Origin of the sequence: Barnesiella sp. An55 (assembly GCF_002161555.1) — a bacterium.
GTDB lineage: Bacteria > Bacteroidota > Bacteroidia > Bacteroidales > Barnesiellaceae > Barnesiella > Barnesiella merdipullorum.
This window is the reverse complement of record NZ_NFHZ01000006.1, coordinates 143,496-170,231: the sequence shown is the minus strand read 5'-3', so window position 1 is coordinate 170,231 and position 26,736 is coordinate 143,496. Positions and strand designations below refer to the sequence as shown.

At 48.4% G+C, this 26,736-nt stretch carries 20 protein-coding genes; 18 read left to right on the top strand and 2 right to left on the bottom strand.

What is annotated here, in order from left to right:
- The first annotated feature begins 300 nt into the window (after nt 1–300).
- The 8 genes from B5G10_RS05650 to B5G10_RS05615 all read left to right on the top strand — a co-directional run bounded on the left by B5G10_RS05650 (nt 301) and on the right by B5G10_RS05615 (nt 8,319).
- Nucleotides 301–1,209: a hypothetical protein gene (locus B5G10_RS05650; protein WP_087423760.1), complete on the top strand. Its 909-nt coding sequence runs from the start codon at nt 301–303 to the stop codon at nt 1,207–1,209.
- A 232-nt stretch (nt 1,210–1,441) separates the two neighbouring features.
- Nucleotides 1,442–1,729, top strand: a complete 288-nt coding sequence (locus tag B5G10_RS05645; protein ID WP_022456179.1) for a helix-turn-helix domain-containing protein — start codon at nt 1,442–1,444, stop codon at nt 1,727–1,729.
- Nucleotides 1,730–1,734: 5 nt separating this feature from the next.
- Nucleotides 1,735–2,808, top strand: a complete 1,074-nt coding sequence (locus B5G10_RS05640) for an AAA family ATPase (protein ID WP_087423759.1) — start codon at nt 1,735–1,737, stop codon at nt 2,806–2,808.
- A 162-nt stretch (nt 2,809–2,970) separates the two neighbouring features.
- Nucleotides 2,971–3,900, top strand: coding sequence for a toprim domain-containing protein (locus B5G10_RS05635; protein WP_087423758.1), 930 nt, complete (start codon nt 2,971–2,973; stop codon nt 3,898–3,900).
- Nucleotides 3,901–4,056: 156 nt separating this feature from the next.
- Complete coding sequence (locus B5G10_RS05630; RefSeq protein WP_087423768.1) at nt 4,057–4,440, top strand: MobC family plasmid mobilization relaxosome protein; 384 nt, start codon at nt 4,057–4,059, stop codon at nt 4,438–4,440.
- Nucleotides 4,406–5,335 carry a relaxase/mobilization nuclease domain-containing protein gene (locus B5G10_RS05625; protein WP_087423757.1) on the top strand — a complete coding sequence of 310 codons (930 nt, stop codon included), beginning with the start codon at nt 4,406–4,408 and terminating at the stop codon, nt 5,333–5,335. Before B5G10_RS05630 ends, B5G10_RS05625 begins: the two co-directional genes overlap by 35 nt.
- A gap of 6 nt (nt 5,336–5,341) precedes the next feature.
- The gene (locus B5G10_RS05620; RefSeq protein ID WP_087423756.1) at nt 5,342–6,073 is read left to right on the top strand and encodes a hypothetical protein; all 732 of its coding nucleotides are present in this window, start codon (nt 5,342–5,344) and stop codon (nt 6,071–6,073) included.
- A gap of 230 nt (nt 6,074–6,303) precedes the next feature.
- A complete protein-coding gene (locus B5G10_RS05615; protein WP_087423755.1) occupies nt 6,304–8,319 on the top strand; it encodes a KUP/HAK/KT family potassium transporter in 2,016 nt (671 codons plus the stop codon).
- 158 nt (nt 8,320–8,477) lie between these two features.
- Here B5G10_RS05615 and B5G10_RS05610 read toward each other — a convergent pair whose 3' ends face one another.
- Together B5G10_RS05610 and B5G10_RS05605 are read right to left on the bottom strand one after the other, a co-directional pair.
- Complete coding sequence (locus B5G10_RS05610; RefSeq protein ID WP_087423754.1) at nt 8,478–9,596, bottom strand: PDDEXK nuclease domain-containing protein; 1,119 nt, start codon at nt 9,594–9,596, stop codon at nt 8,478–8,480.
- 25 nt (nt 9,597–9,621) lie between these two features.
- Complete coding sequence (locus B5G10_RS05605; RefSeq protein ID WP_087423753.1) at nt 9,622–10,851, bottom strand: site-specific integrase; 1,230 nt, start codon at nt 10,849–10,851, stop codon at nt 9,622–9,624.
- A gap of 416 nt (nt 10,852–11,267) precedes the next feature.
- Between B5G10_RS05605 and B5G10_RS05595 the strand changes: the two genes are divergently transcribed.
- The 10 genes from B5G10_RS05595 (at nt 11,268) to B5G10_RS05550 (ending at nt 26,725) form a co-directional block, all read left to right on the top strand.
- Nucleotides 11,268–11,819, top strand: a complete 552-nt coding sequence (locus B5G10_RS05595; protein ID WP_087423751.1) for an RNA polymerase sigma-70 factor — start codon at nt 11,268–11,270, stop codon at nt 11,817–11,819.
- 86 nt (nt 11,820–11,905) lie between these two features.
- Nucleotides 11,906–12,847 carry a FecR family protein gene (locus B5G10_RS05590; RefSeq protein WP_087423750.1) on the top strand — a complete coding sequence of 314 codons (942 nt, stop codon included), beginning with the start codon at nt 11,906–11,908 and terminating at the stop codon, nt 12,845–12,847.
- Nucleotides 12,848–12,925: 78 nt separating this feature from the next.
- Nucleotides 12,926–16,297 carry a TonB-dependent receptor gene (locus tag B5G10_RS05585; RefSeq protein WP_241147723.1) on the top strand — a complete coding sequence of 1,124 codons (3,372 nt, stop codon included), beginning with the start codon at nt 12,926–12,928 and terminating at the stop codon, nt 16,295–16,297.
- A 13-nt stretch (nt 16,298–16,310) separates the two neighbouring features.
- The gene (locus B5G10_RS05580; protein ID WP_087423748.1) at nt 16,311–18,038 is read left to right on the top strand and encodes a RagB/SusD family nutrient uptake outer membrane protein; all 1,728 of its coding nucleotides are present in this window, start codon (nt 16,311–16,313) and stop codon (nt 18,036–18,038) included.
- Between the two features lie 26 nt (nt 18,039–18,064).
- On the top strand, nt 18,065–18,919 hold the full coding sequence (locus B5G10_RS05575) for an endonuclease/exonuclease/phosphatase family protein (RefSeq protein ID WP_087423747.1): 855 nt from the start codon (nt 18,065–18,067) through the stop codon (nt 18,917–18,919).
- A gap of 13 nt (nt 18,920–18,932) precedes the next feature.
- Complete coding sequence (locus tag B5G10_RS05570; RefSeq protein WP_087423746.1) at nt 18,933–19,712, top strand: endonuclease/exonuclease/phosphatase family protein; 780 nt, start codon at nt 18,933–18,935, stop codon at nt 19,710–19,712.
- A 37-nt stretch (nt 19,713–19,749) separates the two neighbouring features.
- On the top strand, nt 19,750–21,759 hold the full coding sequence (locus tag B5G10_RS05565) for a beta-L-arabinofuranosidase domain-containing protein (RefSeq protein WP_087423745.1): 2,010 nt from the start codon (nt 19,750–19,752) through the stop codon (nt 21,757–21,759).
- 34 nt (nt 21,760–21,793) lie between these two features.
- Nucleotides 21,794–22,819 carry an endonuclease/exonuclease/phosphatase family protein gene (locus B5G10_RS05560; protein ID WP_087423744.1) on the top strand — a complete coding sequence of 342 codons (1,026 nt, stop codon included), beginning with the start codon at nt 21,794–21,796 and terminating at the stop codon, nt 22,817–22,819.
- Between the two features lie 12 nt (nt 22,820–22,831).
- Complete coding sequence (locus tag B5G10_RS05555; protein ID WP_087423743.1) at nt 22,832–24,415, top strand: hypothetical protein; 1,584 nt, start codon at nt 22,832–22,834, stop codon at nt 24,413–24,415.
- Between the two features lie 141 nt (nt 24,416–24,556).
- Nucleotides 24,557–26,725 carry an alpha-N-acetylglucosaminidase gene (locus tag B5G10_RS05550; RefSeq protein ID WP_087423742.1) on the top strand — a complete coding sequence of 723 codons (2,169 nt, stop codon included), beginning with the start codon at nt 24,557–24,559 and terminating at the stop codon, nt 26,723–26,725.
- Nucleotides 26,726–26,736 lie beyond the last annotated feature (11 nt).

The following is a 26,736-nucleotide window of genomic DNA, read 5'->3' as shown; positions in this document are numbered from 1 at the left end:
CTCATAGAATGAAACTTATTGACGAATATATATCAAGACATTATTGAGGATTATCCTGAATTTTGTCGACTAGGAAGTTTTTCAACTGGTTTCATCCTGAATTTTGTCGACTAGGCCTAAAAGTGTACTTCCTGACGAAAAGAAAAAGAAAGAGTACTTTCGCCGTTTTAGCAACCTTATATTTATGCTTTATTAACAAAGATGCTGCATATTTCTTCCTTTCTCTTGCTTTTGTTTGCTTTGAAAACGGTATCCATCACTTATCTTTGTAACCCAAACCGATTTTAATGCACAACGTATATGGAAGATTTCAGAGAAACCAACTTCAAAAAGATACAGCAGTTACTTGATAAATGTGTTGCCCATGAATACGGGATAAAAACTAATGCGCTTGCCTTAAAGCGTGAATACCTGACGGAAGCGCAAATGAATGACTACATCCGGCAAGAAATTTTCAACGTGACCGAGAACCTTGTATCCCTATGCCAAAAGAACCGTGCCCTGCACAATATACGTTTTGACATACTGATGCCGGACTTCCTTTGGGAAAGCGGTTTCTTCGAGAATCTCTCTTTTGACGAGCGGAAAAAATATATTTCGTTCCAATGTTCTTCTTTTGATATGGACAAATACCTGCAATCTTCCACTTGCTATGATGAGCAGCTTCCGTTCTTTTCTTCCATTGTGCGCCTTGTCATGCAGACCCAATATCTGGAATACCTCCAACAACTGGAGAACGCCAGTCATGCCTCTGTTCCTTTGGATGAGAAATCAGAAGAACAGCCAAAAGAAGAAGAGAAGGCACAGCCTGAGCCGACCAAGATAGTCGGGAAATCCAATCCATTCAAATCAGTCCTTACAACGCAACAAATCAAACTGTTGGTCGAATGTATCAACGAAGCGCACATATTCACCACGACAATCACCCCGAAAATCCTTTCGGACTTCTTCGCCTGCAAACTGAACGGGGTATTGAAGTCCAACAACAACCGCTTGCTGGCTTATCTGATGATGCAGCTTAGCTGCTACAACTATATCGCTTATGAGTGGCAGTCCGTCATAGCCAACAACAAGCTGGTACTTGCCAAGATAAAAGACAAATACCTCACACGCAGCGACTTGTCGAGCGCGACAGACAACGTGAAGTGCATCTACCCGAAAGGATACGAACTCATAGACAAATACATCAAGCAACTGCAAAAAGGTTGAGCATAGTCTGAGCGGTCAAACAAAGCTCAATTAGACTTCATTTCCAAGCCTTTAACTTTGCCCCCGTTAACAAAACGATGCGGCATGTCGGCATAGGTCAAAACAAAAATATTTCACGTGAGTTACCCGTAACTTATGTGTTGATGTTTTGGAGGATGCCGATTTTTGCTCCATCAAAAATAAAACGAGGGGGCGCACCTTCATATTGTTTCACCAAAAAGTTTCAAGCAATATGGAAAAAACTTTGGAAATGCGAGTGGAAGAACTCGAAAGAATGTTGTTCCTAACCAAGAACGTGCTTAGCTTTGATGAAGCGAGCACATTCCTCAACCTGTCCAAAAGTTACCTTTACAAGCTGACTTCGGGCAATCTGATTCCCCATTACAAGCCGCAGGGGAAGATGCTTTATTTTGAGAAGTCCGAACTGGAAGCATGGCTCCGCCAGAATCCGGTAAAGACCAAAACGCAGATAGAGCAGGAAGCGCAGAAGTATGTTCTCAACCGTCCCTTAAAGAAATAAAGCCCATGGAAAACAAGAAAAGCACGGAGGCTAAAGGGGACACCATCATGAAGAAGGAAGAATTTGCTGCCCTTTGGAAAAGCATCCGCCTGAAAGTGACGGACACTTACGATGTGCCGCCTGAAATCCTTTGGGTAAACGGCTCCACCATCGGGACGCTGGGCAACTTCAGCGCCTCCACAGGCAAGGCGAAAAGCAAGAAGACGTTCAACATCTCCGCCATCGTTGCAGCGGCACTGACCAATGACGAGGTGCTGCACTATTCGGCGTGCCTGCCTCCGGACAAACGGAAAATCCTTTATGTGGACACCGAACAGAGCAGATACCATTGCCACAAGGTGATGGAACGCATCCTGCGGCTTGCCGGGCTGCCGACCGACCAAGACAGGGACGACTTTGTTTTCATCGTACTTCGGGAACAGACCCCTGACATGCGGAAGCGGATTATCGAGTATATGCTGGAGAACATGCCCGATGTGGGGCTGCTCATCATTGACGGCATCCGCGACCTGATGTATGACATCAACAGCCCCAGCGAATCGACCGACCTGATAAACCTGCTCATGCGCTGGTCAAGCGGATACAACCTGCACATTCATACCGTGCTGCATCTGAACAAGGGGGATGACAATACGAGGGGACATATCGGCACGGAACTGAACAACAAGGCGGAAACCGTCCTGCAAATCACCAAGAGCACGCAGGACGGGAACATCAGCGAGGTAAAGGCGGCACATATACGCGACCGGGACTTCGAGCCTTTCGCCTTCCGCATCAACGACAGCGCATTGCCCGAAGTCGTGGACGGCTATGTATTCCAGCAGCCCAAGCAGGAAAAAAGTTTCCCGCTTACGGAACTGACTGAACAGCAGCACCGCACGGCGTTGGAAAACGGTTTCGGCAAGCGCACCGTGCAGGGCTATTCCAACGTCATACAGGCGTTGAAGCAGGGCTATGCAAGCATCGGCTACGAGCGGGGACGCAATGTCCTCGTGGCATTGAACACGTTCCTCGTGAACAAGCGTATGATTGTAAAGGAAGGAAAGGGATACCGTTACAATCCCGATTTTCACTACTAAAACAGGTTTGGTTTAGTTCGGACATATATATAAGGGGAACAGACTTCCCGTTTCCCGTCACTCCCGGCAATCAAGTCCGGTACAGTACGGGCGTATATATGAAGGTCTAAACCGGACTGGTACACTTCCCAATTATTCATCATCCACTAAAAAGTTTGCATTATGAACATTGAAGAAGCAAAGAAAATACCCATCACCGATTACCTGCACAGTCTGGGATATTCACCCGTCAAGCAGCAGGGAGCGAATCTATGGTACAAATCGCCACTGAGGGAGGAACATGAAGCATCCTTTAAAGTAAACACAGAACGGGAACAATGGTATGACTTCGGGGCTGGCAAAGGCGGCAACATCATCGCACTGGCACAGGAACTTTACTGTTCCGACCATCTGCCGTACCTCTTAAACCGGATAGCAGAACAGGCACAGCATGTCCGCCCGGTCAGTTTTTCTTTTCGGCAGCAAAGGTCGGCACCGAGTTTTCAACATTTGGAAGTCCGTGACCTCACCCATCCGGCATTGCTCCGTTACTTGCAGGGGCGTGGCATTGACCTTACACTGGCAAAAAGAGAATGCAGGGAACTGCGTTTCACTCATGACGGCAAGCCCTACTTCGCCATCGGTTTCCCGAATGTGGCTGGCGGCTACGAGGTGCGCAACTCCTTTTTCAAAGGCAGCATCACACCGAAAGACATCACCCATATCCGGCAAGAGGGCGAACCAAGGGAGAAGTGCCTGGTGTTCGAGGGCTTCATGGACTATCTTTCATTCCTCACGCTAAGGACAAAGAACTGCCCTGCCATGCCCAACCTTGACAGGCAGGATTACGTCATACTCAACTCCACCGCCAATGTACAGAAAGCCATTGACGCATTGGGGCAGTATGAACGCATCCACTGCCTGCTCGACAATGACGGGGCAGGCTTCCGGGCAACGCAAGCCATCACAGCGGAATACTCCTATCTGGTACGGGATTTCTCGCACAATTACCGGGAATATTCCGACCTGAACGATTACCTGTGCGGCAGGAAGCAGGAACAGAAAAACGGACAGAAACTGCTGCTAAGGCAGAAGAAAGGCAGGGGAATCTAACCCGGCGGAGATAGACACTGTGAGCAACGGGCAGACGTTTCTTAGGGGAAGCAAGGTTATGTTTCGGTAGACCGAAACCGCCTTGCTTTGCTCCCCGCAAAGGAAACCGCTCCCGTCGGTCGCAATTTTCAAGACAACTTCCAAAGACAAAAATGTATGACAGATACAAGGAACAAATCAGGCGGTCGTCCGGCAAAGAACCGGATAGACAAGCAAAGACGTGTGGTCAGCACGAAGCTGACCGAGTTGCAGTATTACGCCGTTAGGAAGCGGGCGTCAGAAGCCGAGCTGCGTGTCAGCGAGTATGTGCGGCAGGCTGTCGTGTCGGCAGAGATAACGCCCCGGCTGAACAGGCAGGATACGGACATCCTCCGCAAACTGGCAGGCGAAGCGAACAACATCAACCAGCTGGCGCACCGGGCAAATGCCGGAGGCTTTGCGAAAGTGGCGGTCGAACTGGTGAAACTTAAGAACAGGATAGTGGAAATCATAAGCCATTTGTCGGATGATTGGAAAAATAAGGAAGGGAAGCGGGCTTAAGGGCTGTGTGGACTACGTGCTGGGCAAGCAGCAGGCGGTCTTGCTCCATGCAGACGGAGTACTGGCGGAAAGCAGGCAGGACATCATCCGCTGCTTCTGCGCACAAGCCTCCATGAATCCCCGTCTGGGCAAGCCAGTCGGACATATCGCGCTGAGCTATTCGGTAAACGATGCGCCCAAGCTGACGGACGAGAAGATGATACAACTTGCGCAAGAGTATATGCGAGAGATGAAAATCACCGATACGCAGTACATCATCGTGCGCCACCAAGATAGGGAGCATCCGCATGTACATATCGTGTTCAATCGCATAGACAACGACGGCAAGACCATCTCGGACAGGAACGACATGTACCGCAACGAGCAGGTGTGCAAGAAGCTGAAAGCCAAGCACGGGCTATACTTCGCCAAAGGCAAGGAACTGGTTAAGCGGCATCGCCTGAAAGAGCCGGACAAGTCGAAATACGAGATTTACACGGCTGTGAGGAATGAAATCGGCAAGTCCAAAAGTTGGCGGCAGTTACAGGAGCGGCTGGCAGAAAAGGGCATCGGCATCCGCTTCAAGTATAAAGGGCGTACAGACGAGGTGCAGGGCATCTCCTTCACCAAAGGTGCCTATACGTTCAAAGGTTCGGAAATAGACCGCAATTTCAGCTTCTCCAAACTGGATAAGCATTTCGGGAACGCAGGAATGGATACCGTAGAAAATAGCCGCCAGCAGATAGTTTCCGCACCTATTTTGGAGCCTGAGCAAACACCGCAAAGGAACGACAGCCCTTCAATGGGCGGCTTGTTCAGCTTGTTCGATGTTTCGCCGTCTGCTCCATCGGACGAAGAAATTGACTGGAGTCTGAGAAAAAAGAAGAAGAAAAAGAAAAGACAACTTAAACTGTAAACGGATATGGAAGAAAATTTGATTTTAGAGGGGCTTCTCTCCATGGTCACGGAACTGAAGGAGAAGCAGGAAGCGCAGGTGACGCCAGCCGGACGCGAGGAAACCCTTTCCCGACTGGAGGCTATAGAACGGGCATTGTCTGAGTTACGCAGGAACCCGGCGGTTCCCGAAAAAGAGTTGCAAGACATCCTGACCCGGCTTGCCGAACTGCGGAAATCAGGACAGGAACAACGGCAATCTTTCGGGGAGGTCAAGAATTATGTAGTAGCCACTTTCGGCTGTCTCAAGGAAATGCAGGAAACAATGAAGCGGTACCATGATGAGCGCATGGCAGAAAAAGAAGAAGCCAAACCCGTACCGTTTCATCGGCGGATTTACAACAAAGTAACTTCTTTGGTACGCCCGAAGCTATTCCTCTTTTCGGCAGGTCTGATTGTCTGTGCCACGTCCCTGTTCCTGAATGTCCGTCTGGCTGAACGGATGGGGCAGTTGCAGGACAACGACATGAAATACCGTTATCTGCTGATGCAGGGACAAGCGGACGGCAATACCCTTGAAAGACTGGAGAATAAGTTCAAGTGGCAGCGGGACGAGCGTTTTATCCGCAACCTGACGGATTCGGTACTAGATTTTGAGGAACGTTGCCGCAGGCAGGCGGAAGCCTTGGAACGGGCAAAGCTGCTTAATGAGCAGGCTGAGCAGTTGAAAAAGGAAGCTGATAGGTTAGGAAATCAGTAAATAGCAAAAAGCCGAGGTGAAGGATAAGTCCCATAACTTCGGCTTTTGAGTTTAATAGTTATACGTAATTCAAACAGACTATTTTTTTTAGACAAGCCTTGACCATCGTCAAGGTTTATATGATATTTTTCACGAAAAAAGAAAAGTGAAATCTTATTGTTAAGATTTTATTTTATATTTGCGCCGCTTGAAAGGAAAACAAATATATGTAGAACAAAAAACTACTTTTTATGGCAAACCTATCAAAAGAAGGCAATATTCAACATAAACTTGGATTTGCCGGGTTACTCATCACATTGGGTATTGTTTTTGGTGACATTGGAACATCGCCACTCTATGTTATGAAAGCCATCATTCATACTGGAGAAGCTCTTGATGAAAATTATGTTTTAGGCGCATTGTCTTGTATCATATGGACGCTTACTCTTCAGACTACGGTGAAATATGTGCTGGTGGCTCTCCGTGCCGACAATAACGGGGAGGGTGGCATACTTGCGCTTTATGCCCTTTTACGCCGCCACAGAAGAAGGTGGATTTACATCATTGCCATTATCGGTGCGAGCACTTTGCTTGCTGATGGTATTATCACTCCAGCCATTACGGTCACAACTGCCATAGAAGGACTTGAAAGTATCAGTCCGCATCTGCCTGTGATTCCTATTACACTGACCATTATTACCATTATATTTTTCGTTCAGCGTTTTGGTACAGAAAATATAGGACGGTCATTTGGCATATTTATGCTACTTTGGTTCCTGCTTCTTGGAATCGCCGGAGCTATCAGTCTGACTTCCTATCCTCAAGTATTCAAGGCATTCAATCCTTACTATGCCATACGGTTATTAGTGGAATCCCCCCACTGGTTTCTGATATTGGGTGCCGTTTTCTTGTGTACCACTGGTGCAGAAGCCTTATACACTGATTTAGGGCACTGTGGCAGACGAAATATTACGGTCAGTTGGATATTTGTAAAGGTGATGCTTATTCTAAATTATTTGGGGCAAGGAGCGTGGGTATTGCATCATCCGGAAAGTGCAGAAGGTACAGTGAACCCATTTTATTCAATCATGCCACAAGAAATACTGTTGTTTTCCATAGCAATGGCTACCGGGGCAGCTATTGTTGCGAGCCAAGCTCTAATAAGCGGTTCATTTTCCATATTGAGTGAAGCTATGAACTTGAATTTCTGGCCTCGTATGCGTATTAAGCACCCTACCAACGTAAAAGGTCAGTCATTTATTCCAATGGTAAACCTTGTAATGTATATTGGAGTAATATTTACTATATTGTTGTTTCGAGATTCCACCCACATGGAAGCCGCTTATGGACTTGCCATAACTATTACAATGTTGATGACAACATTGTTGTTGGGATTCTATTTGCATATGCATAACATTCCACGCATTCTATCAATACTGTTTGTCGGCGGATATTGTGTTATTGAAGGTATTTTCCTTGCTGCAAACCTGTCCAAATTTATGGTCGGAGGTTGGTTTACGTTGTTAATAGGTGGATTATTATGTTTTATCATGTTTGTATGGGTAAGTGCCAACAAAATTCGTCGAAAACATATGTCTTCCAAACGGTTAAGTGAATACTACAACATTATTTCTGATATTAAGGCGGACGAAAGCATATCCAAATATGCTTCTAATCTTGTCTATGTGAATCATGCAGACAAAGAAGGTTGTGTGGACGATAAATTGTTGTATTCCATAATTAATAAGCAGCCTAAACGGGCAGATCATTATTGGCTTATTAACCTTGAATTTGTGGATACACCAGACACACTTGAATATAATTGTTCCACATTAATAAAAGGGACATTGTTTAGTATAACCATGCGTATAGGTTTTCGTATAGAACCGCGCGTGAGCCTATATTTACGACAAGTAGTTGATGACCTTGTTGCGGATGGTGAAGTAGAACTAACAAGCTCTTATCCTTCATTGCATAAGAATGGCATACCGGGTGATTTTCGCTTTATTATTATCCACCGGATATATTATCCTGAAGATTCCCGTAACCGCCGACAAAATTTGCTGATGAGCCTTTATGCCTTAATTAGAAAGATAGGCATTGGAGAACCGAGTGCGTTGGGGCTTGACACATCGGTTGTTGTTGTCGAGCGTGTACCGTTAATTATAGCTAATAGGGCAAAACATATTCGTCGTATAGAGCGGATTAAGCCTGAAAAATGCGATAATGATGCTAATATAGTCTTGGAAGAACAGAATGTATCATAAGTGACTTGCTATAATTATCGTCTGCATTTACGGTTTAGTTCTGTCTTTTGTATATACATCCAAACTAACCTAAACCTATTCTTGTTGGCAGTAATAAACGTGCTGGCGAAAAGAGAAAGAATGGCTTTCCTTCTTTTCGCCAGTAGTGTTTTTTATTGCTAATAGTTTGCAGTTGAAATGAACTTCTTAATTTCCTCTTCAGTGGGAAGTTCTATCATATACTTTTGCACGAAGATGTTCGGGTCTAATCCGGCAGTGGCGTATTTTACCAACGTGTCGCCCTTCTCGGTGCAAAGCAGGATGCCGACAGGCGGATTGTCGTCGGGTTGCATCACTTCCGCCTTGAAGTAGTTAAGATATAGGTTCAGTTGCGAAGCGTATTCGTGGCGGAACTTGTCTATCTTCAATTCCACGATGACATGGCATTTCAAAATGCGGTGGTAAAACACGAGGTCGGCAAAGAAATAATCCCCGTCTATCAGGATTCTCTTTTGGCGTGCTTCGAAGCAGAAGCCATGTCCCATTTCCAACAGGAAGTGTTGCAGGTTGTCCAGAATGGATTGCTCCAAGTCGTTTTCCGTTACCAAAGCACGGTCGTTCAATCCCAAGAACTCCAACGTAACGGGCGTGTTAATAATGTCTTTGGGCTGCAGCGGCATGGCTTGCCGTTGCACCAAAGCAGATAAGGCTTCTTTGTTTTTCGACAATCCGCTGCGCTCGTAATAGAGGGAATTGATTTGTCGCTCCAGTTCTCTTGCTGACCAACAACCCCTTATTGCTTCCATTTCATAGAAAGCACGTTTGACCGGATTTTCTATTTTAGAAATAAACTTTAAATGAGAATACGGTAATCTTTCAAATAATCTATCAGCTTGTGTATTCCATTCACTTGGTTGATTATTAACGGATTGTAATTCGGCACTCACCGTGTGCCGAATTGGGTCTGTGAATTCGGCGGACAGTGTGTGCCGAATTTCGCTTCCTGCCAATATGTATTGTGCGATAGGCTCTTTCAGTTGCGGATAAACAAGGTATAGCCGCCGGAACTCACGAAACCTGCGCTCGTTCAGTCCTTTGACATTCAACCGCTGTTCCAGTTTCTTCAACAGTTGTTCGCCGTATGCGGCACGGTCTTCACCGTTTTGCTCAAACTCCACGATATAGCAGCCCATGAGCCAATTGCGGGCAGTCAGGGCGAGGTTTACAGCGTGTGCGGCTTGCGCCTGCAACGTGCTTTGCATCGTGCTGATATGTTTTACTAATGCTTCAAAATCCATAATTGCAAAGGTAAGTCTTTTATGGTTAAAACTTTAATTCCGGCAGGCTGTTTATCGCTTCCTCTTTCAATTTATCCACCGCACGGGTGTATTTCTCCGTATGTTTCAGTCCGCTATGCCCGAGCAGGCTGGCAACCGTCTTGATGTTCGCCCCATTGTTGAGGATATTCACGGCGAATGAGTGACGAGCGCAATGCCAGCTTATGTGCTTATCTATCCCGGCTCTTTTCACCCAACGCTTGACAGATTTGCAGCAACTTTCATACGAAGGCAGGTTGAAGATGAGAGCGTCTTTGTTACCGTCTGCCGGCGGTTCTCCCACAAGCGAAAGAAGACCGTCATTGAGCGGAATGACCACACCGCTACTGGCGGAATGACCTTTGGTCTTGTTCTGCTCAAATTTTAGCAGCTTATTAGCGTAGTCGATATTCTTATAGGTAAGGTCTTTCACATCACAGAAGCGCAAGCCACAATACAGGCAAAAGATAAACGCACGCCTTACGTTGGGGTTCTCGTTGTCATAATGGCACGCAATCAACCGCTGGATTTCTTCCGGCGAAAGCACGTCCTTGCGTAGTATCTGGCTATCCGCCTTGCAGGTAACGCCTTTGCAGGGGTCTTTCAGCATCACATCGTGGTCAATCGCATAGTGGATAACCTTCTTGAAACGCTGGAAGATGCTTTTAGCCCCTTCGCCCACGCTCCGGGATTGCAGATAAGCTACGAACTGTTCCATCATGTCCTTCGTGATAAGTTCCGGCTTGATGCCGAACTCGTGCATCGGGTAATGCTCCTTCAAAAAGTCCTTGAAACGGCTTAGGGCGATTTGCACCATCCGAATGTCTTTCTTGGTATAGTCATTGATATAGGCTTGAAAATAATCCAAGAAATTCACGTTCCGGTCTTTTTTCAGGCGATAGCCCAACATACTTTCCTTAAACTCCTGTTCACGTTCGGCACGTATTTTTACAGCAAGCTCCAGTGTTTCCTTGTTCTGCTGGCGTTCCGCAGGGGTACGTGGCTTCTCTATCAGATACAGGCTGAGGTTCTCTTTTCGCCTGTGATGCTTGATAGCGAACTTCGGCTTTCCCCGCATCTTACCGCTTTCATAATACACCTGATTACCGTTTTCATCCAATACAGGCTTTTCCTCTCTACCCAAATAATACTCCAGATACAAACTAATTCTGCCGTCCGACAGCCTGTTTTGCTCCAATTTAGGGTTTTCTTTCGTTTTATTTTCTAACTTTTCCATTGTTTAGAGGTTTTATCCCGATTTAGGTACCATAACCGGGTGATTACGCTAAATAATTGATTTTCTTTTGTTTTCCGATATTGCAAAGGTACAAAAGAAAATGGAATTTCAAAGTGTACTAAAAGTGTACTTAATGACGAAAAATGGGCAAAATATGGCAAAAATAGAGAAAATAAGAAAGATGCAAATAATTGATAATAAGGAAGATAAATCCTTTTATTTTCCTATGATTTCTATGCCTTGTACCGGGTCTGGGTACAAGATCGAAGGGCTGCAACCAACAGGTTGCAGCCCATTTTTTTTCTCAAGTTGAGATTAAACTCAAATTTGTAGTTCTAAATTCATCGATTTTTTTTTGTGGATTCATGATTTTTTTTGAATATTGCACCGTGCTAGGATTTTCTTAATCGATAAAAATGGACGACGTCGCTTTAACGATACAGTTAAAACAAGGCAATCAACTGGCTTTTACCATTCTTTACAACACCTATTCGAATCAGGCTTATCGGCTTGCATTCAAATATCTGTGTAATAAAGAATTGGCCGAAGATGCCGTGCAAAATCTTTTTATGAAGATTTGGACCAAGCGCGACTATCTCGATGAAAGGCGGCCGCTGAATCACTTTTTGTTTACGGTGCTGAAGAATGACATTTTGAATATCCTGCGCGATTCTAAAAACAACATTTTCGTGCTGGACGATTGCTTGGAGTTGTTGGAGAGAATCGACGACGATCAGGTCGATGACGAAATTGATCGCGAGCAGCTGGACATGATTCGTCGGGCAATCGATCGGTTATCGCCTCAGCGCAGGAAAATCTTTTCACTGAAAATTTCGGGGCAGTATTCCAATCAGGAGATTGCCGATAAGTTGCATCTGTCTGTCAATACCGTCAAGTTTCAATACAGCCAGTCACTGAAACAGATCAAAGAACTCATTCGTCAATGTGCTATCTCGTTGTTATTGTGAGATAACAAAAAATAATTGAAAAAATCCATTTTTTCTATAATACTTTTACACGTTCGATGTGTATTACTAATGAAAGGCTATGAATTATGCGTCTTGGAAAACGACATCAAACCGATAGTGAGATATTGAATTATATCTCGGATCACATCGACAAGGATATAGAGCGGCTGATGGATGCCGAATCTTTGCCGATGGGAGGTCGTGAAGTTCCCGATTTCGACAAGTTTGGTGTCTATGAAAATTTGTTGGAGGATATTCGGCGAAACGAGCGACGCAACATAGGAACTATCTGTAAGTGGGCTTGTGCCATTGCTTTGGTTTTGTTGAATGTGGGGTATTGGGCATACCAAAGTTTTGATTTTTCCGAGCCTGAATACAAGGAAATATGTGCCTTACGAGGTGAACGGTTGGTCGTTCTGCTCGAAGATGGTACGAGAGTGTGGCTGAATGCCGACTCAAAACTGGTCTATCCCGAAAAGTTTGCCCGCGATAAACGCGAGGTAACGTTGGTGGGTGAGGCTTATTTCGAGGTAAAGAAAGATGTGTCGAAGCCTTTCATGGTGCAGGCCGACGAGATGAATATCCGGGTGACGGGAACCCAGTTCAACGTGTCGGTCTATCCTACCGATTCGGTGGTGACCACAACGCTGAATGAGGGTGGTATCGTGATTAGTTACCCCTATGCCGAAAAGATGGGTTCGTATCAGATGGAACCCGGCCAGACAGCTGTCTATGAGAAAGGAAACAATATTTGCAAGATCATGCGAGACGAATATTATCAAGAGGCTTCGGACTGGAAAGATAATAAATTGGTATTTAGGAATGCGCCTTTGAGCGAGGTCTTGACCACGCTGTCGCGACAATTCGATGTTACCTTCGATGTGCAGAGCAAGCAAATAAATACCTTCACCTATAATTTCACCTGCAAGCTTAACAACCTGTCAGGTATCCTTGAAATGATGTCCGCCATTACCCCCATAAAATTTAATGAAATATCGGAGAATGTTTATGCAGTGAAAGAGAAATAACTTGTAGTCTAATAATATAATAAACACTCACAATTTATGCTGGAAAAATACATTTTTCCATACATCCGCAAGTGGTGTATGGTGGGAGGGCTTTGTCTTGCTTTTCCATGGGTTGCATTCGCTCAGCAACAGAAAGTAACGTTGAACATACAGCATGTTACATTAAAGCAGGCGATGGAGCAAATTAAAGAACAAGCGTCTGTTAATGTGGCATATAGCAAGGAATTTGTCGATCCCGACAAACCTGTTTCCTTGAAGGTCAACAATGTAAGTTTGCAGGCGGCGCTGACTCAACTTTTTGAAGGAACCAATATTGGTTTTCGCTTCTTGGACAACAGTGTCCTTCTTTACAATCGTGACAAACAACAGGGGAGTACCGGAAAGAGTACGACCAGTACAAGTAAAAAGGGTCTGTCGGTCAACGGTACCGTAGTCGATCGTCTGACCGGAGAACCTATCATAGGAGCCTCGGTTATTGTCGAGGGCTTGACAAAGGGAACCTCAACCGATGTCGATGGCAAATATGCCATCAATGTACCCGAGGGCAGTACCTTGAAGTTTTCCTATGTAGGATATAAAGACGAAAAGCAAACCGTGCAGAAGGCGGGAACCATCGATGTGTCCATGGCCGAAAGTTCGGTCTCGCTCAACGATGTGGTTGTTGTGGGTTATGGTGTACAGAAGAAAATCAACGTAACCGGCGCCGTGTCGATGATCAAAGGTGACGAACTCGAAAGTCGTCCAGTAACCAGTGCCGCAGCCGCCTTGCAGGGCGAGTTGCCGGGTGTATCGGTGACCCACGCCTCGGGACAGCCGGGAGCTGCCACCTCTATCGTGATTCGAGGCGTGAGTACCATCAACAGCGAGACCTCGCCGCTTATTCTCATCGACGGTGTGGCTGGGGGTGACCTCGACCTGCTCAATCCGGGCGACATCGAAAGTATCTCGGTACTGAAAGACGCCGCATCGGCTTCTATCTACGGTGCCCGGGCCGCCAATGGTGTAATCTTGGTAACGACCAAGAGTGGTGTGAACGAAAAGGCCAAACTCACCTATTCGGGATATGCAGGTTGGCAGAGCCCTACACGCTTGCCCCGATTGGTCAACGGTCGTGACTATATGACGTTGTCGAACGAGGCCATGGTGGCTGCCGGATTCTCGGCTCCCTATGATCAGACGGCTTTTGAGAAATATGATTCGGGTCGTTATCCCAACGACTATTCCAATACCGACTGGATTGATGAGGTGTACAAGAAGAGTGCCTTTCAGACCAATCACAATCTGAGTATTCGGGGCGGAACGGCCAAGAGCGGCTATTTCATTTCGTATGGCTATTTGAATCAAGAGGGTCTTGTGGTAGGCGATGCCTTCAACTCTCACCGTCATAACGCCCGCATGTCGGTCAATACCGAGGTCTTCGACCGCATCAAAATTACGGGAAACATGAGCTACGTTGACTTCTTCCGCAGTGAAGCCGGATATAGTGGCACATCGGGTGTGTTCCGTCTGGCACAACGCATCTCGCCGCTGTTGCCGGTCAAATGGCAGCAGGAGAACGCCGACGGAACCTGGAGTGACACCGAGTGGTATTCGTTCGGTATGGTGCGGAACCCGGTCGATGTGGCCTATAACTCGGGTACCGAGAAGCGCCAGACCCGTACCTTCAATGGTATCGTGGGGGCCGACATTCGCATCATCGACCAGTTGCATCTGACTGGCCAATATGCCGCCAACTATTATTCGCGGGAGACTAACGAGTATAACCCGGCCATGTATCAGTACTATCAGGACGGCACTCCCAGCAGCGGTAACGAGAATTTGAGGAACTACGTGTCGCAAAGTCAGTACAACTACCTGACACAAACGGTTCAGGCTACCTTGAAATACAACCAGACTTTCGCTCAGAAACACGAGGTATCGGCTTTGCTGGGTTTTTCGCAGGAGTGGGAAGACCGTAGTACGCTCACGGCGAGCCGTAAGAATATTTTGCTCGATGGCATCTATGTACTTGATGCCGGTACCGAGGACATTACCAATGGCGGTACCAAACAATCGTGGGCTTTACGCTCCTATTTCGGTCGTGTCAACTACGCCTATGACAACAAATATCTGTTCGAGGCCAACCTCCGTATCGATGGAACCTCGCGTTTTGCCAAAGAGAACCGTTGGGGTTACTTCCCCTCTTTCTCGGCTGGTTGGAACTTTGCCCGGGAAAATTTCTTCGAGTGGGCTCAATCGGTACTTACCGGCGGTAAGATTCGTGCTTCGTGGGGTGAGCTGGGAAACCAGAATATCAGCAGCAACTATTATCCCTATTTGACTCCTATCGAGCGAGTTGACAAAACCTATCCTATCGGTGGAACGAACAACGTGGGTTTCCAGCAGACCAAGCTGGGTAACAAGAATATCAAGTGGGAAACCATTCGCATGTTGAATGTGGGTATCGACCTTTCGTTCTTTGAAAACCGCTTATCGACCACATTCGACTGGTACAAAAAGAACAACATCGACGCTCTGGTTCAGCCCATCTATCCTACGCTGGTAGGTATCTCTGGTTCGGCCAACCTGCCGTTTGAGAATATGGGAGAAATCGAGAATAAAGGTTGGGAATGGTGGATTCAATGGCGCGATCGCATCGATCAGGTGAAGTATAGCGTGGCCTTCAACCTCTCCGACTCGCGTAACAAGATTATCGATCTGGGTGCCAGCGAACCTTCGTTGGGCAATTATATCCGTCGCGAGGGTGATCCTATTGACGCCTACTACGGATACCTCACCGATGGTCTGGCTCAAATCGACGACTTTGGCGGTGTTGACAGTGATGGCCGTTATATCAATCCCAAATTTGCCATACCCAAGGCTGCTGAGGCCATCACTCAACCTGGTGATATTAAGTATCGCGACATCAGTGGTCCCAATGGGGTTCCCGACGGTGTAATCGACGATAACGACAAGGTGGTATTCGGCGACAAAGATCCGCACTATGCCTTCTCGCTGAAAGGTTCGGTAGAGTGGAAAGGATTCGATTTCAGTTTCTATCTGCAAGGTATCGGCCAGGTGAACGGTTACCTTTCGGACGAGGCTCGTCACTGCTTTATCAACGATTACTCGGTACCCAAGGTAGAACATCTGGACCGTTGGACTCCCTCCAATCCCGATGCTACATATCCGCGTATGTACCAATCGCAGACACACAACCTGCTTTTCAGTGACTATTGGTTGGAGGATGCATCGTATCTGCGTCTGAAAAATGTTCAGTTGGGTTACAGCCTGCCCAAGAAGTGGCTGAATCCGTGTAAGCTCGAGCACGTGAGAGTATATGTTTCGGCCGATAATCTGCTCACCTTCTCCAACTATTTCGGGGCCTACGATCCCGAGGTGAGAACCAGTTCGGGCGATGCCTATCCCCAGGTTAAGACCGTTATATTTGGATTAACAGCAACATTCTAAAAATAAATATATTATGAAAAAGATATATAAATATATACTGGCAGTAGTCGTGTTGTTGTCGACTTCCTGCTCCGACTTTTTGGATCGCTATCCACAGGATTCAATCACCAATGAGACCTATTGGAAAAACGAGGAACAGCTGCGGGCCGCGTTGTATCCCTGCTACGAAGCGTTTTTCAAAGACTTTATCATCAACTGGAGCGAGTGTTGTGCCGAGACCTGCATGTGGGGTAACATCACAAGCGGATTGAGCAAGGTGTCGGGCGGTAAACACGCCTATACCGACGGTTTCCCCTTTACTACCTATTGGGAACAGGCCTATGGATATATCTTTGTCTGCAACAATTTTCTCGATAACTACAACCGCGCTGAGGTCGATCAGGATGTCAAAGATGTCTATGCTGCCGAGGTAAAGGTTATCAGGTCCTATCTCTACTTCCTGTTGACCACCTTCTGGGGCGATGTGCCCTGGATCGACCACGTCATCACTGCCGAGGAGGCCTATGTGCCCCGTGACAACCGCGATGTAGTGATAGACCATCTGATGGATGATTTGACATGGGCGGCGTCGAAACTGCCCCGTGAACGTCAGTTGGGTGCGAATGTAGGTCGTATCGACCGCTGGGGCGCTTTGGCCATGCAGGCTCGCATTGCCTTGCAAAACGGACGTTATGAGTTGGCTGCATCGCTCTCCAAAGAGATTATCGACAACAGTCCTTACAAGCTGTACGACTATGGCATGGTATATCAGCCCGAGGGTGATACCGAAATCAACCCCGATAATACCGAGTCGATGATTTACAGTGTCTATGTACCCGACGTGCGTACCCATAACGTTTCCAACGAAACCTGCTGCCCGGTTGATTATATCCGCATCAATCCTTCCAAATCGCTGGTCGATGCCTATTTGTGTACCGATGGTAAACCGGCCAAGGCTGGTCTGGAATATTACAAGCGTACCGATATTGTCACCTCCGATCTGTACACCTTCCCCGAGGAGCATTATGCCGATTATTTCAAGAATCGCGATCCCCGCATGTATATGACGCTCTATTGCCCCGGCGACGAGTGGCCCGGTGGGGATGACGGTGATGCCGAGACCAAGAAACCCAACAAGATATTCAACTTGCCTCGCTTCCTTTCCTTGCAGGCTGGTAACAACGGAGCCAATGCCCGTACCGGATTCTACTTCAAAAAGTACAACGATATGCAGATTGCCGGTAACTACAACCTGTCGCACGATAACCTCAATGTGTTGCGCTACCCCGAAGTGTTGCTTATCTATGCCGAGGCCATGTATCAGCTGAACGGGACCCTCACGCAGGATCAAATCGACTATACGATCAACAAACTGAGAGACCGGGTGGGTATGCACCGCATGAATCTGGACGAGTTGAAGGCTTGGAACCTCGACCTCTGGACCGAAATCAAGCGTGAGCGTCGCATCGAGATGGTGCTCGATGGTATGCGGTATGCCGACGTGATGCGCTGGCGTGAAGGCGAATTGCGCTTCGGCCGGGCCATCACGGGTCCGAGCGAACGGGTTTGTATCAACGACCTGGGAGCCAATCCCTATCCCGATACCGGAGTCGATGAGTTTGGCGACATTATCTACGAGAAATCGCGTGCCGAGGGAGGTCCCCGCTATTTCGACCCGGCTGTGCACTACCTGTGGCCAGTACCTTATGCCGAGCGCATCAAGAATCCGCTGCTGGGACAGAATCCCGGTTGGCCCGAATAATAACCGACTATTCACAGACTCACGTCATGTATCGTAGTTTATTCATATTGTTTTATTTACTACTCCTGTTACCGAGTTGCTCCAAGGAGAACAGCGGCGAGCCCGCTGTTCCCGGGGGCATCGGTGGACCGGTGGGAAACGAGCGGGTGACGGTGATGTCGTATAATACCCGGCATTGCGCTCCGTATTATGGGGTGAGCGGCGAAGAGACCGTTCCCGATGTTGACGGTATTGCCAACGTTATCAAGTCGAAGATGCCCGACGTCGTTCTGCTTCAAGAGATCGACAGTTGCACTACCCGCAGCCTGGGGATAGACCAGGCTAAGGAGATAGCCGCGCGAGCCAAGTATCCCTATTACCATTTCTTCCGGATTATGGACTATCGCAGCGGAGAGTATGGCCTGGCCATGCTCTCGAAAAAACCGTTTAAGGAGACCAAGACCTACCTTTTCCCCGATGAGATCGAGGGGCAGGTCATGACCAGCGATAATGCCGTGGGTACGGCCATCATCAACATCGGTGGTACCGACATTACATTTGCCGTTACTCACCTCTCTACAATACAAAGCGAACGCGACTTGCAAATCACTTATGCTCTTGAAAATATCTTCGAGCCGATAAAGCGGCCCATTGTACTTGGCGGTGATTTCAACGCTACGCCTTCCAACTCGACAATTGCTATTCTCGATGCTGCCGGGTTTACCCGCACAAACACCGATCCGACGAAATTTACCATTCCGTCGAACAATCCCAATCGGGAGTTGGACTACATCACCTATTATCCCAACGACAGGTTCCGGGTCGTTTCCCATATGGTCATCACCGGTGTGAACGCTTCGGATCACCTGCCCATTATCTCGGTTTTGGAAATAAAACCCTAATTATAATTATCGTATGAACACATTTCGTAAAATAGTAATTCTGTTTTTTATCGCCTTCTCTTGCGGGGTTATTTCGGCCCAGCAGGATACTCTGCGGGTGAGAGTAATGACCTATAATTTGCGTTTTGGCGAATTGTCGTCGCTCGAAGATCTTGCCAGTCACATCAAATCGTTTAAGCCCGATTTCGTAGCGCTGGAAGAGGTAGATGTCCACACCGACCGTAAGCGGGCTCCGCATCAGAAAGGGAAAGATTTTATCGGTGAGCTGGCCTATCGTACCGGTATGTTCGGTCTCTATGGCAAGACAATCGAGTATGGCGGCGGATACTACGGTATAGGTATGCTGTCGAAATATCCCTACATCACGACCGAAAAGGTGCTGCTGCCCAATCCCGATAAAAAGGAGCAACGGGCATTACTCGAAGCTCTGATTGAGATGGGAGGCGATACTCTTACCTTTGTGACCACCCATTTGGAAGTGAATAGTGAGCGCTCGCGCGACATACAGGCTCGGTTCATCTGCGACCGCTTTGAAAATGCTCCCTATCCGGTAATTATCGGTGGTGATTTCAATGCTCGTCATTACTCCAATGCGATTGTCAATATCATGTCGAAGAGCTGGTTCCCGGCTACGAACAACGACTTTACCTTCCCGGCCTGGAATCCCATCATCAAAATCGACTATCTCTTTGCTCGACCTATGAAGGGGTGGACGCTGGTCAAGACACAAACCGTACATTCGCAGCTCTCCGACCACCTGCCCATAGTCTCCGATTTGATTTTCGTGAAATAAAAACTTCCCCAATTCACTATCCATTGGAAAAGCGCTTATGAGAACAACCTGGTTTACCATATGGTGTTTCATCATCTCCCTGCTGCCTCTGTCGGTGGAAGCGGGCCGACTACTGTCGCCCGAACCTCTCGATCGTCTGACTCCGCAAGGTTGGCTGGCCGATCTTATGCAGGCTCAGGAGCAGAACTTTACCGGGATTCTCGACCAGACTGCCTTCCCCTTTACACAAGGAGGGTGGGGGACGCAGCCTTTCCTGAGGGTGAAAAACGGGGTCACCGAGGAGTTTTGGGTCCCTTATGAGCAGACGGCTTATTATTACGACGGCATGATACGTTTGGGCTATCTGCTCGACTCGACCCCGCTGCTCAACAAGGCCCGTCGGGCTGTTTACGGTACTATCGACCGTGCCGGCGACGACGGGTTGCTGGGGCCCCGCATTGTGTCGAAGGAGATGAGCCGTTGGGTACAGGCTGTCTTTTTCAGAGCGATGATGGCCGAGTATGAAGTGACACGCAACAAGGCCATCGTCGAAGCACTCGACCGGCATTTTCGCAACGATACGGTGCGATATACGGCCCGAAGCTTGTGCAATATCGAGGCCCTCGACTGGCTCTATCGGGAGACTGGTGATGCCTTCTTCAAGGCAAAAGCGCTCTCGATGCTCGATGAGCCCTGCTTTGGCGAGTACACGTTGCGGCAGGCGATGGAACAATTTGCTGCCGATGAGCGTACCGAGATTCACGCCGTGACCTTCCACGAGTTTCTCAAACTGCCGGTTCTCTTCTACGACCTCACCGGCGACCGCAAATACCTCCACTTGGTCCGGGCGGCCTTTGCTAAACTCGACCGCTATCACTTGCTCCCCGACGGGGTGGCCAGTGGGGAAGAGGGGCTCTCGGGGCGGACGGCCCGGAGCGTACATGAGATGTGTAATGTGGTCGATTACATGTGGACCTGCTCCTACATGTTGCGGGCCACCGGCGACACGCAGTTTGCCGACCGCATCGAATGGGCCTTGTTCAATGCCGGGCTGGGAGGTATTACCAAGAATTTCGATGCCCATCAATACTACTCGGCTCCCAATCAGGTAGTTTGTACCGAGTATTCCAACCACACGGGGGCTTATGACAACAGTCGTTTCGCCTATCGGCAGGTTCATCGGCCGTCTTGCTGCACGGGCAATCTGAACCGTATGTTACCCATCTATGCCGGGGCTCAGTGGATGCACGGTGAGGGCGAGTATTACAAGATGCTATATGGCCCGGGTGAAGCCACGCTGACTTCGCCCGAGGGGGCGATAACCGTGCGTGAAGAGTCGGCCTATCCGTTTGGTGACAAGGTTGTGCTCTCGGTTGTCGAGGGACAGGCCGAGTTGTTGCTTCATTTGCGAATCCCAGGCTGGTGCGATCGGGCCGAGTTGTATGTCAACAATCAAAAGGTAACGCGTGCCGTACATGCCGGTTATTTCGATATTCATCGGGATTGGAAGGCGGGCGACCGCATCGAATTGCTTTTCCCGAAGCAGGTGCGTTTGCAGCGGTGGGACCATGAGGCCATGGTGGTCACGTGCGGACCCCTGTTGATGGCGCTGCCTGTCAAGAGTCATACGGTACAGACCGATGTGTTCACTCCCGCCATACAATCGTTCAGCTATAAGGGATACACGATGACTCCGGCCTCGAAATGGAACTTTGCCTTGGGGGTTGCCGACGAACAGGACAATGGATATAAGCTCATCGAACGACGCATTGGTACAGACGAGAATCCCTGGACTTTGTCGCCGTCGCCGCTTACAGTGGTCCTGCCGGGCTATGAACTGGCCGGTTGGCAACTTGAATACCGCAAGATCGTGCACCCGTCTGGGAGCGAAATATTTGCCCCCGTCACACCGGGTTTACCGGCCAGAGGCATCATGATATTTGCGTTGAACAACGCCTCTCCGCAGTTGCTCCGATTGGAACCGTATGGGCGCACCACATTGAGGATTGCCATGTTTCCCTTTGGACGCGTAGGTGAAGTCCCGCCCGAGGTACAAGCGGCAGAATAAAACGAATAAAACGAATAACAAAAAGATAAGATTCATGAAAAAAGTATTTACCATAATTGTTTTGTGGGTAGCCGTAGTAGGAAGTATGACTGCGGCCGAACCGGTGAAGTTGCTCACCTATAACATCAAGGGGCATGGCATGACCGATTCGCGGTTGGACGATATAGCCGCCGTCATCAACGCCCAAACGCCCGATATCGTGGCTTTGCAGGAGGTGGATAACCGCACTTTTATTGGTATCAAGCACGACTATCTGAGCGAACTGGCCCAAGCTACCGGCATGCACTCGTCGTTCTTTGCGCTGGTCGGCTCCTACTATGGAGTGGGGCTGTTGTCGAAGACCGAACCCCTGTCGGTACAGACTCAGTCGTTCGATCCGTCGGATACCTCAAAAGACAAGGAGGCCCGCGGGTTCCTTATAGCCGAGTTTGAGGATTTCTATTTCATCAGTACTCACTATTCGCTCAATGCCGACGATCGGGATACCGCTACGGCTTGGGCCATCAATTTTGCCCGAAAGAGCGACAAAACGGTCTTCATTGCCGGCGATTTCAATGCTCAACCCACGTATCGGGCCATGGTCACTTTCAAGAACAACGGCTTCTCGATACTGAACAACACCTCGGCCTATACCTTCCCTGCCGACGGACCTACGTCGTGTATCGACATGATTATTTCCTATTGCAGCGAATTAGGTCAGGAGTATGATGTGGCCGAGACGGGGGTAGTCACTTCGGTCAATGGGCTTACCCTTTCCGATGTGTCGGACCACCTGCCGGTCTATGTGGTAATCGATCCGATTGAGGAGAGTGGAGTGAACAATGCGACCGAAACTCGTGAGATGCGGTTGGTAAGAACCTCCGGCGGATTTTCGCTGTCCTCTCTTCAAGCCGAGTCGATGGTCAATCTCTATGCCATGGACGGCACGTTGGTCGATTCGCACTGGGTCGATAACGGCGAGGAGGTCTGTTTCCCGGCCTCGTGCCGCAACGGGCTCTATCTTGTTCAAGTGAAAAACGGCTATCAAAATAGTACTTTCAAATACATTCTTAACCATTAAATTTTTAAAATTATGAAAAAGAGTACATCATTATTGTGTGCATTTGCACTTTGCTCAGGCACATTGTTGGCAGAGACCGTACAGGTGACTACTGCCGAAATGAACGCAGCTACAGAGGGTTCTCTGCTGCAAGTTATGTCGGCCATTTCTGGCGAAACGGAAACAACGGTCGAGTTTAATTTCGATGGAGAAACGTTGGAATACAATACGGAAGATTGCAAAGGAATCGATCTGGACAAGAAAAATATCAAAATCGATGGTCTCAACAAGAAAACCGGTAAACCCGTGACTATCGTGGGAGGTTCCAACTACTTCCTGAACTTGTCGGGAGGCTCGAATGTATCGATAGAGAATCTCGTGGTCAAAGGGTTCAGCGCCATTGCCATCAAGATGTCGGGTGACTGCTCCTTCTCTGCTACGAAATGTGTCTTCCGCGATAATCGCGACCCCAAGAACGAGAGTGGAAACAATGGTGGCGTAGCCCGTATCAACAACTGTAATGCTACCTTCGACCAATGCTGGTTCTACAACAACAAGGGAATGGGTGGTTATGGAGGCGGAGCTCTTTGCTTCTATACGGCCGAATCGACGATGGCTCCTGCATTGCGGATTACCAACTGTACGTTTGAATACAACGAAGCCGTATCGGGTGGAGCCGTTGGTGTGAACATTCTCAAAAAGGGAGTGGTTCCCAGTGTATATATTGCCAACTCTACGTTTGCCAACAACACATGCGGCAACCGGGGTGGAGCTATTTACATGCAGACAGCCGAACCTTCGGGCGCTTTTGAACCGGCCATAGTCAACTGCACTTTTGTGGGTAATCTCAACAACATTACCAACAGTGACGACGGCGGTGCCATCAACGTATGGGCTCGTGCCACGGCCGAACCGATGAAACCGGTATTTATCAACAACCTCTTTGCCGAGAACTACTACGATCCCTGGTTTACAAATCCGTTGAACGACGTGAAGGCTTTCTATCTCGAAGGCGATAAAGCCGGCGATGAGGCACAACCTCAAACTGTATTCCCGGTTTGCAAAAACAACTATTTTGCCGCTGCCAACGATAAGTTCTATCAAGTTCTCGATGTGGCCGACAATAATACGCTGATCGATTTTTCGAGCGATGCCATTTTTGCCGCTACCGAACAGAATCCGTGGGACGAGAACGATCCCGAATATTCGCACATGACAGCTACCTTGATGGGCGATTTGCACGTAGCCATGATTGCCGAGAACAGTGTTGTTATCGGCAAGGGTTTGAAGACTTACGAAGGGGTTGAGATTCCTACGACCGACCAGCTGGGTAATCCGCGTCCCGAGGCTCCCGCAGTAGGTGCCGTTGAATATGACGCCGAGTTGAGTGGCATCGAGAGTGCCGTAGTTGCCAATGAGGTCCGCATCTGGAATGACGGTCGTGTAGTCTATGCTGCTGGTTTGGACGGCGAAGCCGAGGCCCGGGTTTATAACCTGACCGGTGGTTTGGTTTACAAAGGAGTTATCGCCGACGGTGCTTCATTGGAATTGTCCGTAGCCCAAGGTATCTATCTGATTGTAGTAGATCGCTTGACCCAAAAACTGGTTGTTAGATAATTAGAAAACAGGTTGTTTCTTTGTGGTAAATTCATGAATTTTCGTGTTGTGAGTTGCTTATCTGCTCACGAGGCGTAAGTGATTCGCAACACGATTTTTTTGTGACTTTCCCGTTCGTTTAATTCAAAAAAATATTCATCCATGAAAAGCTTCATATCTCCTTGTTTTTATCTTCTTTCTCTGATTTTGTGCCTGTGCGGGTGTAGCTCGTCGAGTGAATCGAATACGGTGATACAGCCTGCTTTTGAACTGCTCGAGCGACAAATCGGCGAGCGGGCATCGGAGATAAGGTTGGAGGTTATCGCTCCCGAGAACGGGAAAGAGACGTTCGAGATCGAGGCTCGGCAAGGAGTCCTCACCCTGAGAGGCAGTAGTACGGTTGCCATCTGTTATGCTTTTCATACCTATCTGCGAGAGGCTTGTCATTCGATGAAGACGTGGAGTGGGGAGCACATGACATTACCGGCCGTATGGCCCGACTATGCCTTGAAGCGACAGACCACCCCCTATCAGTATCGCTATTTTCTGAACGTGTGTACGTTTGGATATACCACTCCTTATTGGGATTGGGAGCGATGGGAAAAGGAAATCGACTGGATGGCGTTACGGGGTGTGAACATGCCGTTGGCTACCGTTGCCAGCGAGGCGATAGCCGAGCGTGTGTGGTTGAGGATGGGATTGAAGGAAGAAGAGATAAGAACCTTTTTCACCGGGCCGGCTCATCTGCCCTGGCATCGTATGGGCAACCTCAACAGTTGGGATGGACCTCTGTCGGAAGGGTGGCAGGAAGCCCAGATAAAATTGCAACACAAGATATTGAAACGCATGCGTGAGTTGGGCATGGAGCCTGTGGCACCTGCGTTTGCCGGGTTTGTCCCGATGGCATTTGCCCAAAAACACCCCGAGATTGGGTTCAAACATTTGGAATGGGGTGGATTTGATGAAAAATATAATGCTTATGTATTACCTCCCGATACGCCCTATTTCAGCGAGATAGGAAAGATGTTTGTCGAGGAGTGGGAAAAGGAGTTTGGTAAGAACACCTACTATCTGTCGGATAGTTTCAATGAGATGAAATTGCCTGTCGCCGAGGGGGATGAAGCCGGGAAACACCGGCTGTTGGCCCAGTATGGCGAATCGATATATCGCTCGATTGCGGCCGGTAACCCCGATGCCGTGTGGGTGACACAAGGCTGGACCTTCGGGTATCAGCATGACTTTTGGGACCGTCCCAGCTTGCAGGCTTTGTTGAGCAGGGTCCCCGACGATAAGATGATTATCGTTGACCTGGGAAATGATTATCCCAAGTGGGTTTGGGGTACCGAACAGACGTGGAAGAATCACGACGGCTTCTACGGGAAAAAGTGGATTTTCAGCTATGTGCCCAACTTCGGGGGAAAGACTCCGATGACTGGCGACCTGCAGATGTATGCCACCTCGTCGGCCGAGGCTCTGCACAGCGGAAAAGCCGGGAACCTGATAGGATTTGGATCGGCTCCCGAAGGACTTGAAAACAACGAGGTGATTTATGAACTGCTGGCCGATATGGGTTGGACGGCCGATTCGATTAATCTGGATACCTGGGTGCCCGATTATTGCCGGGCTCGTTACGGGGGTTGTCCTGCCGCTATGGACAGTGCCTGGAATCGGTTCAGAGCATCGGTTTACAGCTCGCTCTACTCCTATCCCCGGTTTACCTGGCAGACGGTTGTGCCCGATACCCGTCGGGTGAGCAAGCACGATATGAACGAGACTTTCCTGCAAGGGGTGGAGCAGTTCCTGTCGTGTGCCGATAGTTTGAAATCGTCGCAGCTCTATGTAAACGATGCTATCGAGTATGCCTCTTACTATTTGGCCGTCAAGGCCGACAACCATTATCGGCAGGCGTTGCATGCCGATTCGTTGGGTAATCAGGTGGAGGCTACACAACAATTGAACCGCTCGGTCGAGATTCTTTTGGCTGTTGACAAACTGTTGGCTTCGCACCCGCTGTATCGACTGGACGAGTGGGTTGACCGGGCTCGCGAATGGGGTAAGACTAATCGAGAAAAGGATGCCTATGAGTCCAACGCCAAGCGTCTCATTACGACCTGGGGTGGATTCCAGGAAGATTATGCCGCCCGTTTTTGGAGTGGATTGATAAAGGACTACTATATTCCCCGCATGAAATTGTATTTCTCGGAACAGCGGGCCGACCTGGAGCGCTGGGAGGAGAACTGGATAAAGACTCCATGGCATAATACCTCTACTGCGTTTAACGACCCGTTGCAGAGTGCTATCGAATGGGTGGACCGGTGTAAAGGAGAGTAGTGTTTTGCTGC

Excerpts from the sequence above, each read along its gene's own strand:
- B5G10_RS05650 (WP_087423760.1), top strand. The coding sequence starts at position 301 with ATGGAAGATTTCAGAGAAACCAACTTCAAAAAGATACAGCAGTTACTT.
- B5G10_RS05645 (WP_022456179.1), top strand. The coding sequence starts at position 1,442 with ATGGAAAAAACTTTGGAAATGCGAGTGGAAGAACTCGAAAGAATGTTG.
- B5G10_RS05640 (WP_087423759.1), top strand. The coding sequence starts at position 1,735 with ATGGAAAACAAGAAAAGCACGGAGGCTAAAGGGGACACCATCATGAAG.
- B5G10_RS05635 (WP_087423758.1), top strand. The coding sequence starts at position 2,971 with ATGAACATTGAAGAAGCAAAGAAAATACCCATCACCGATTACCTGCAC.
- B5G10_RS05630 (WP_087423768.1), top strand. The coding sequence starts at position 4,057 with ATGACAGATACAAGGAACAAATCAGGCGGTCGTCCGGCAAAGAACCGG.
- B5G10_RS05625 (WP_087423757.1), top strand. The coding sequence starts at position 4,406 with ATGATTGGAAAAATAAGGAAGGGAAGCGGGCTTAAGGGCTGTGTGGAC.
- B5G10_RS05620 (WP_087423756.1), top strand. The coding sequence starts at position 5,342 with ATGGAAGAAAATTTGATTTTAGAGGGGCTTCTCTCCATGGTCACGGAA.
- B5G10_RS05615 (WP_087423755.1), top strand. The coding sequence starts at position 6,304 with ATGGCAAACCTATCAAAAGAAGGCAATATTCAACATAAACTTGGATTT.
- B5G10_RS05610 (WP_087423754.1), bottom strand. The coding sequence starts at position 9,596 with ATGGATTTTGAAGCATTAGTAAAACATATCAGCACGATGCAAAGCACG.
- B5G10_RS05605 (WP_087423753.1), bottom strand. The coding sequence starts at position 10,851 with ATGGAAAAGTTAGAAAATAAAACGAAAGAAAACCCTAAATTGGAGCAA.
- B5G10_RS05595 (WP_087423751.1), top strand. The coding sequence starts at position 11,268 with ATGGACGACGTCGCTTTAACGATACAGTTAAAACAAGGCAATCAACTG.
- B5G10_RS05590 (WP_087423750.1), top strand. The coding sequence starts at position 11,906 with ATGCGTCTTGGAAAACGACATCAAACCGATAGTGAGATATTGAATTAT.
- B5G10_RS05585 (WP_241147723.1), top strand. The coding sequence starts at position 12,926 with ATGGTGGGAGGGCTTTGTCTTGCTTTTCCATGGGTTGCATTCGCTCAG.
- B5G10_RS05580 (WP_087423748.1), top strand. The coding sequence starts at position 16,311 with ATGAAAAAGATATATAAATATATACTGGCAGTAGTCGTGTTGTTGTCG.
- B5G10_RS05575 (WP_087423747.1), top strand. The coding sequence starts at position 18,065 with ATGTATCGTAGTTTATTCATATTGTTTTATTTACTACTCCTGTTACCG.
- B5G10_RS05570 (WP_087423746.1), top strand. The coding sequence starts at position 18,933 with ATGAACACATTTCGTAAAATAGTAATTCTGTTTTTTATCGCCTTCTCT.
- B5G10_RS05565 (WP_087423745.1), top strand. The coding sequence starts at position 19,750 with ATGAGAACAACCTGGTTTACCATATGGTGTTTCATCATCTCCCTGCTG.
- B5G10_RS05560 (WP_087423744.1), top strand. The coding sequence starts at position 21,794 with ATGAAAAAAGTATTTACCATAATTGTTTTGTGGGTAGCCGTAGTAGGA.
- B5G10_RS05555 (WP_087423743.1), top strand. The coding sequence starts at position 22,832 with ATGAAAAAGAGTACATCATTATTGTGTGCATTTGCACTTTGCTCAGGC.
- B5G10_RS05550 (WP_087423742.1), top strand. The coding sequence starts at position 24,557 with ATGAAAAGCTTCATATCTCCTTGTTTTTATCTTCTTTCTCTGATTTTG.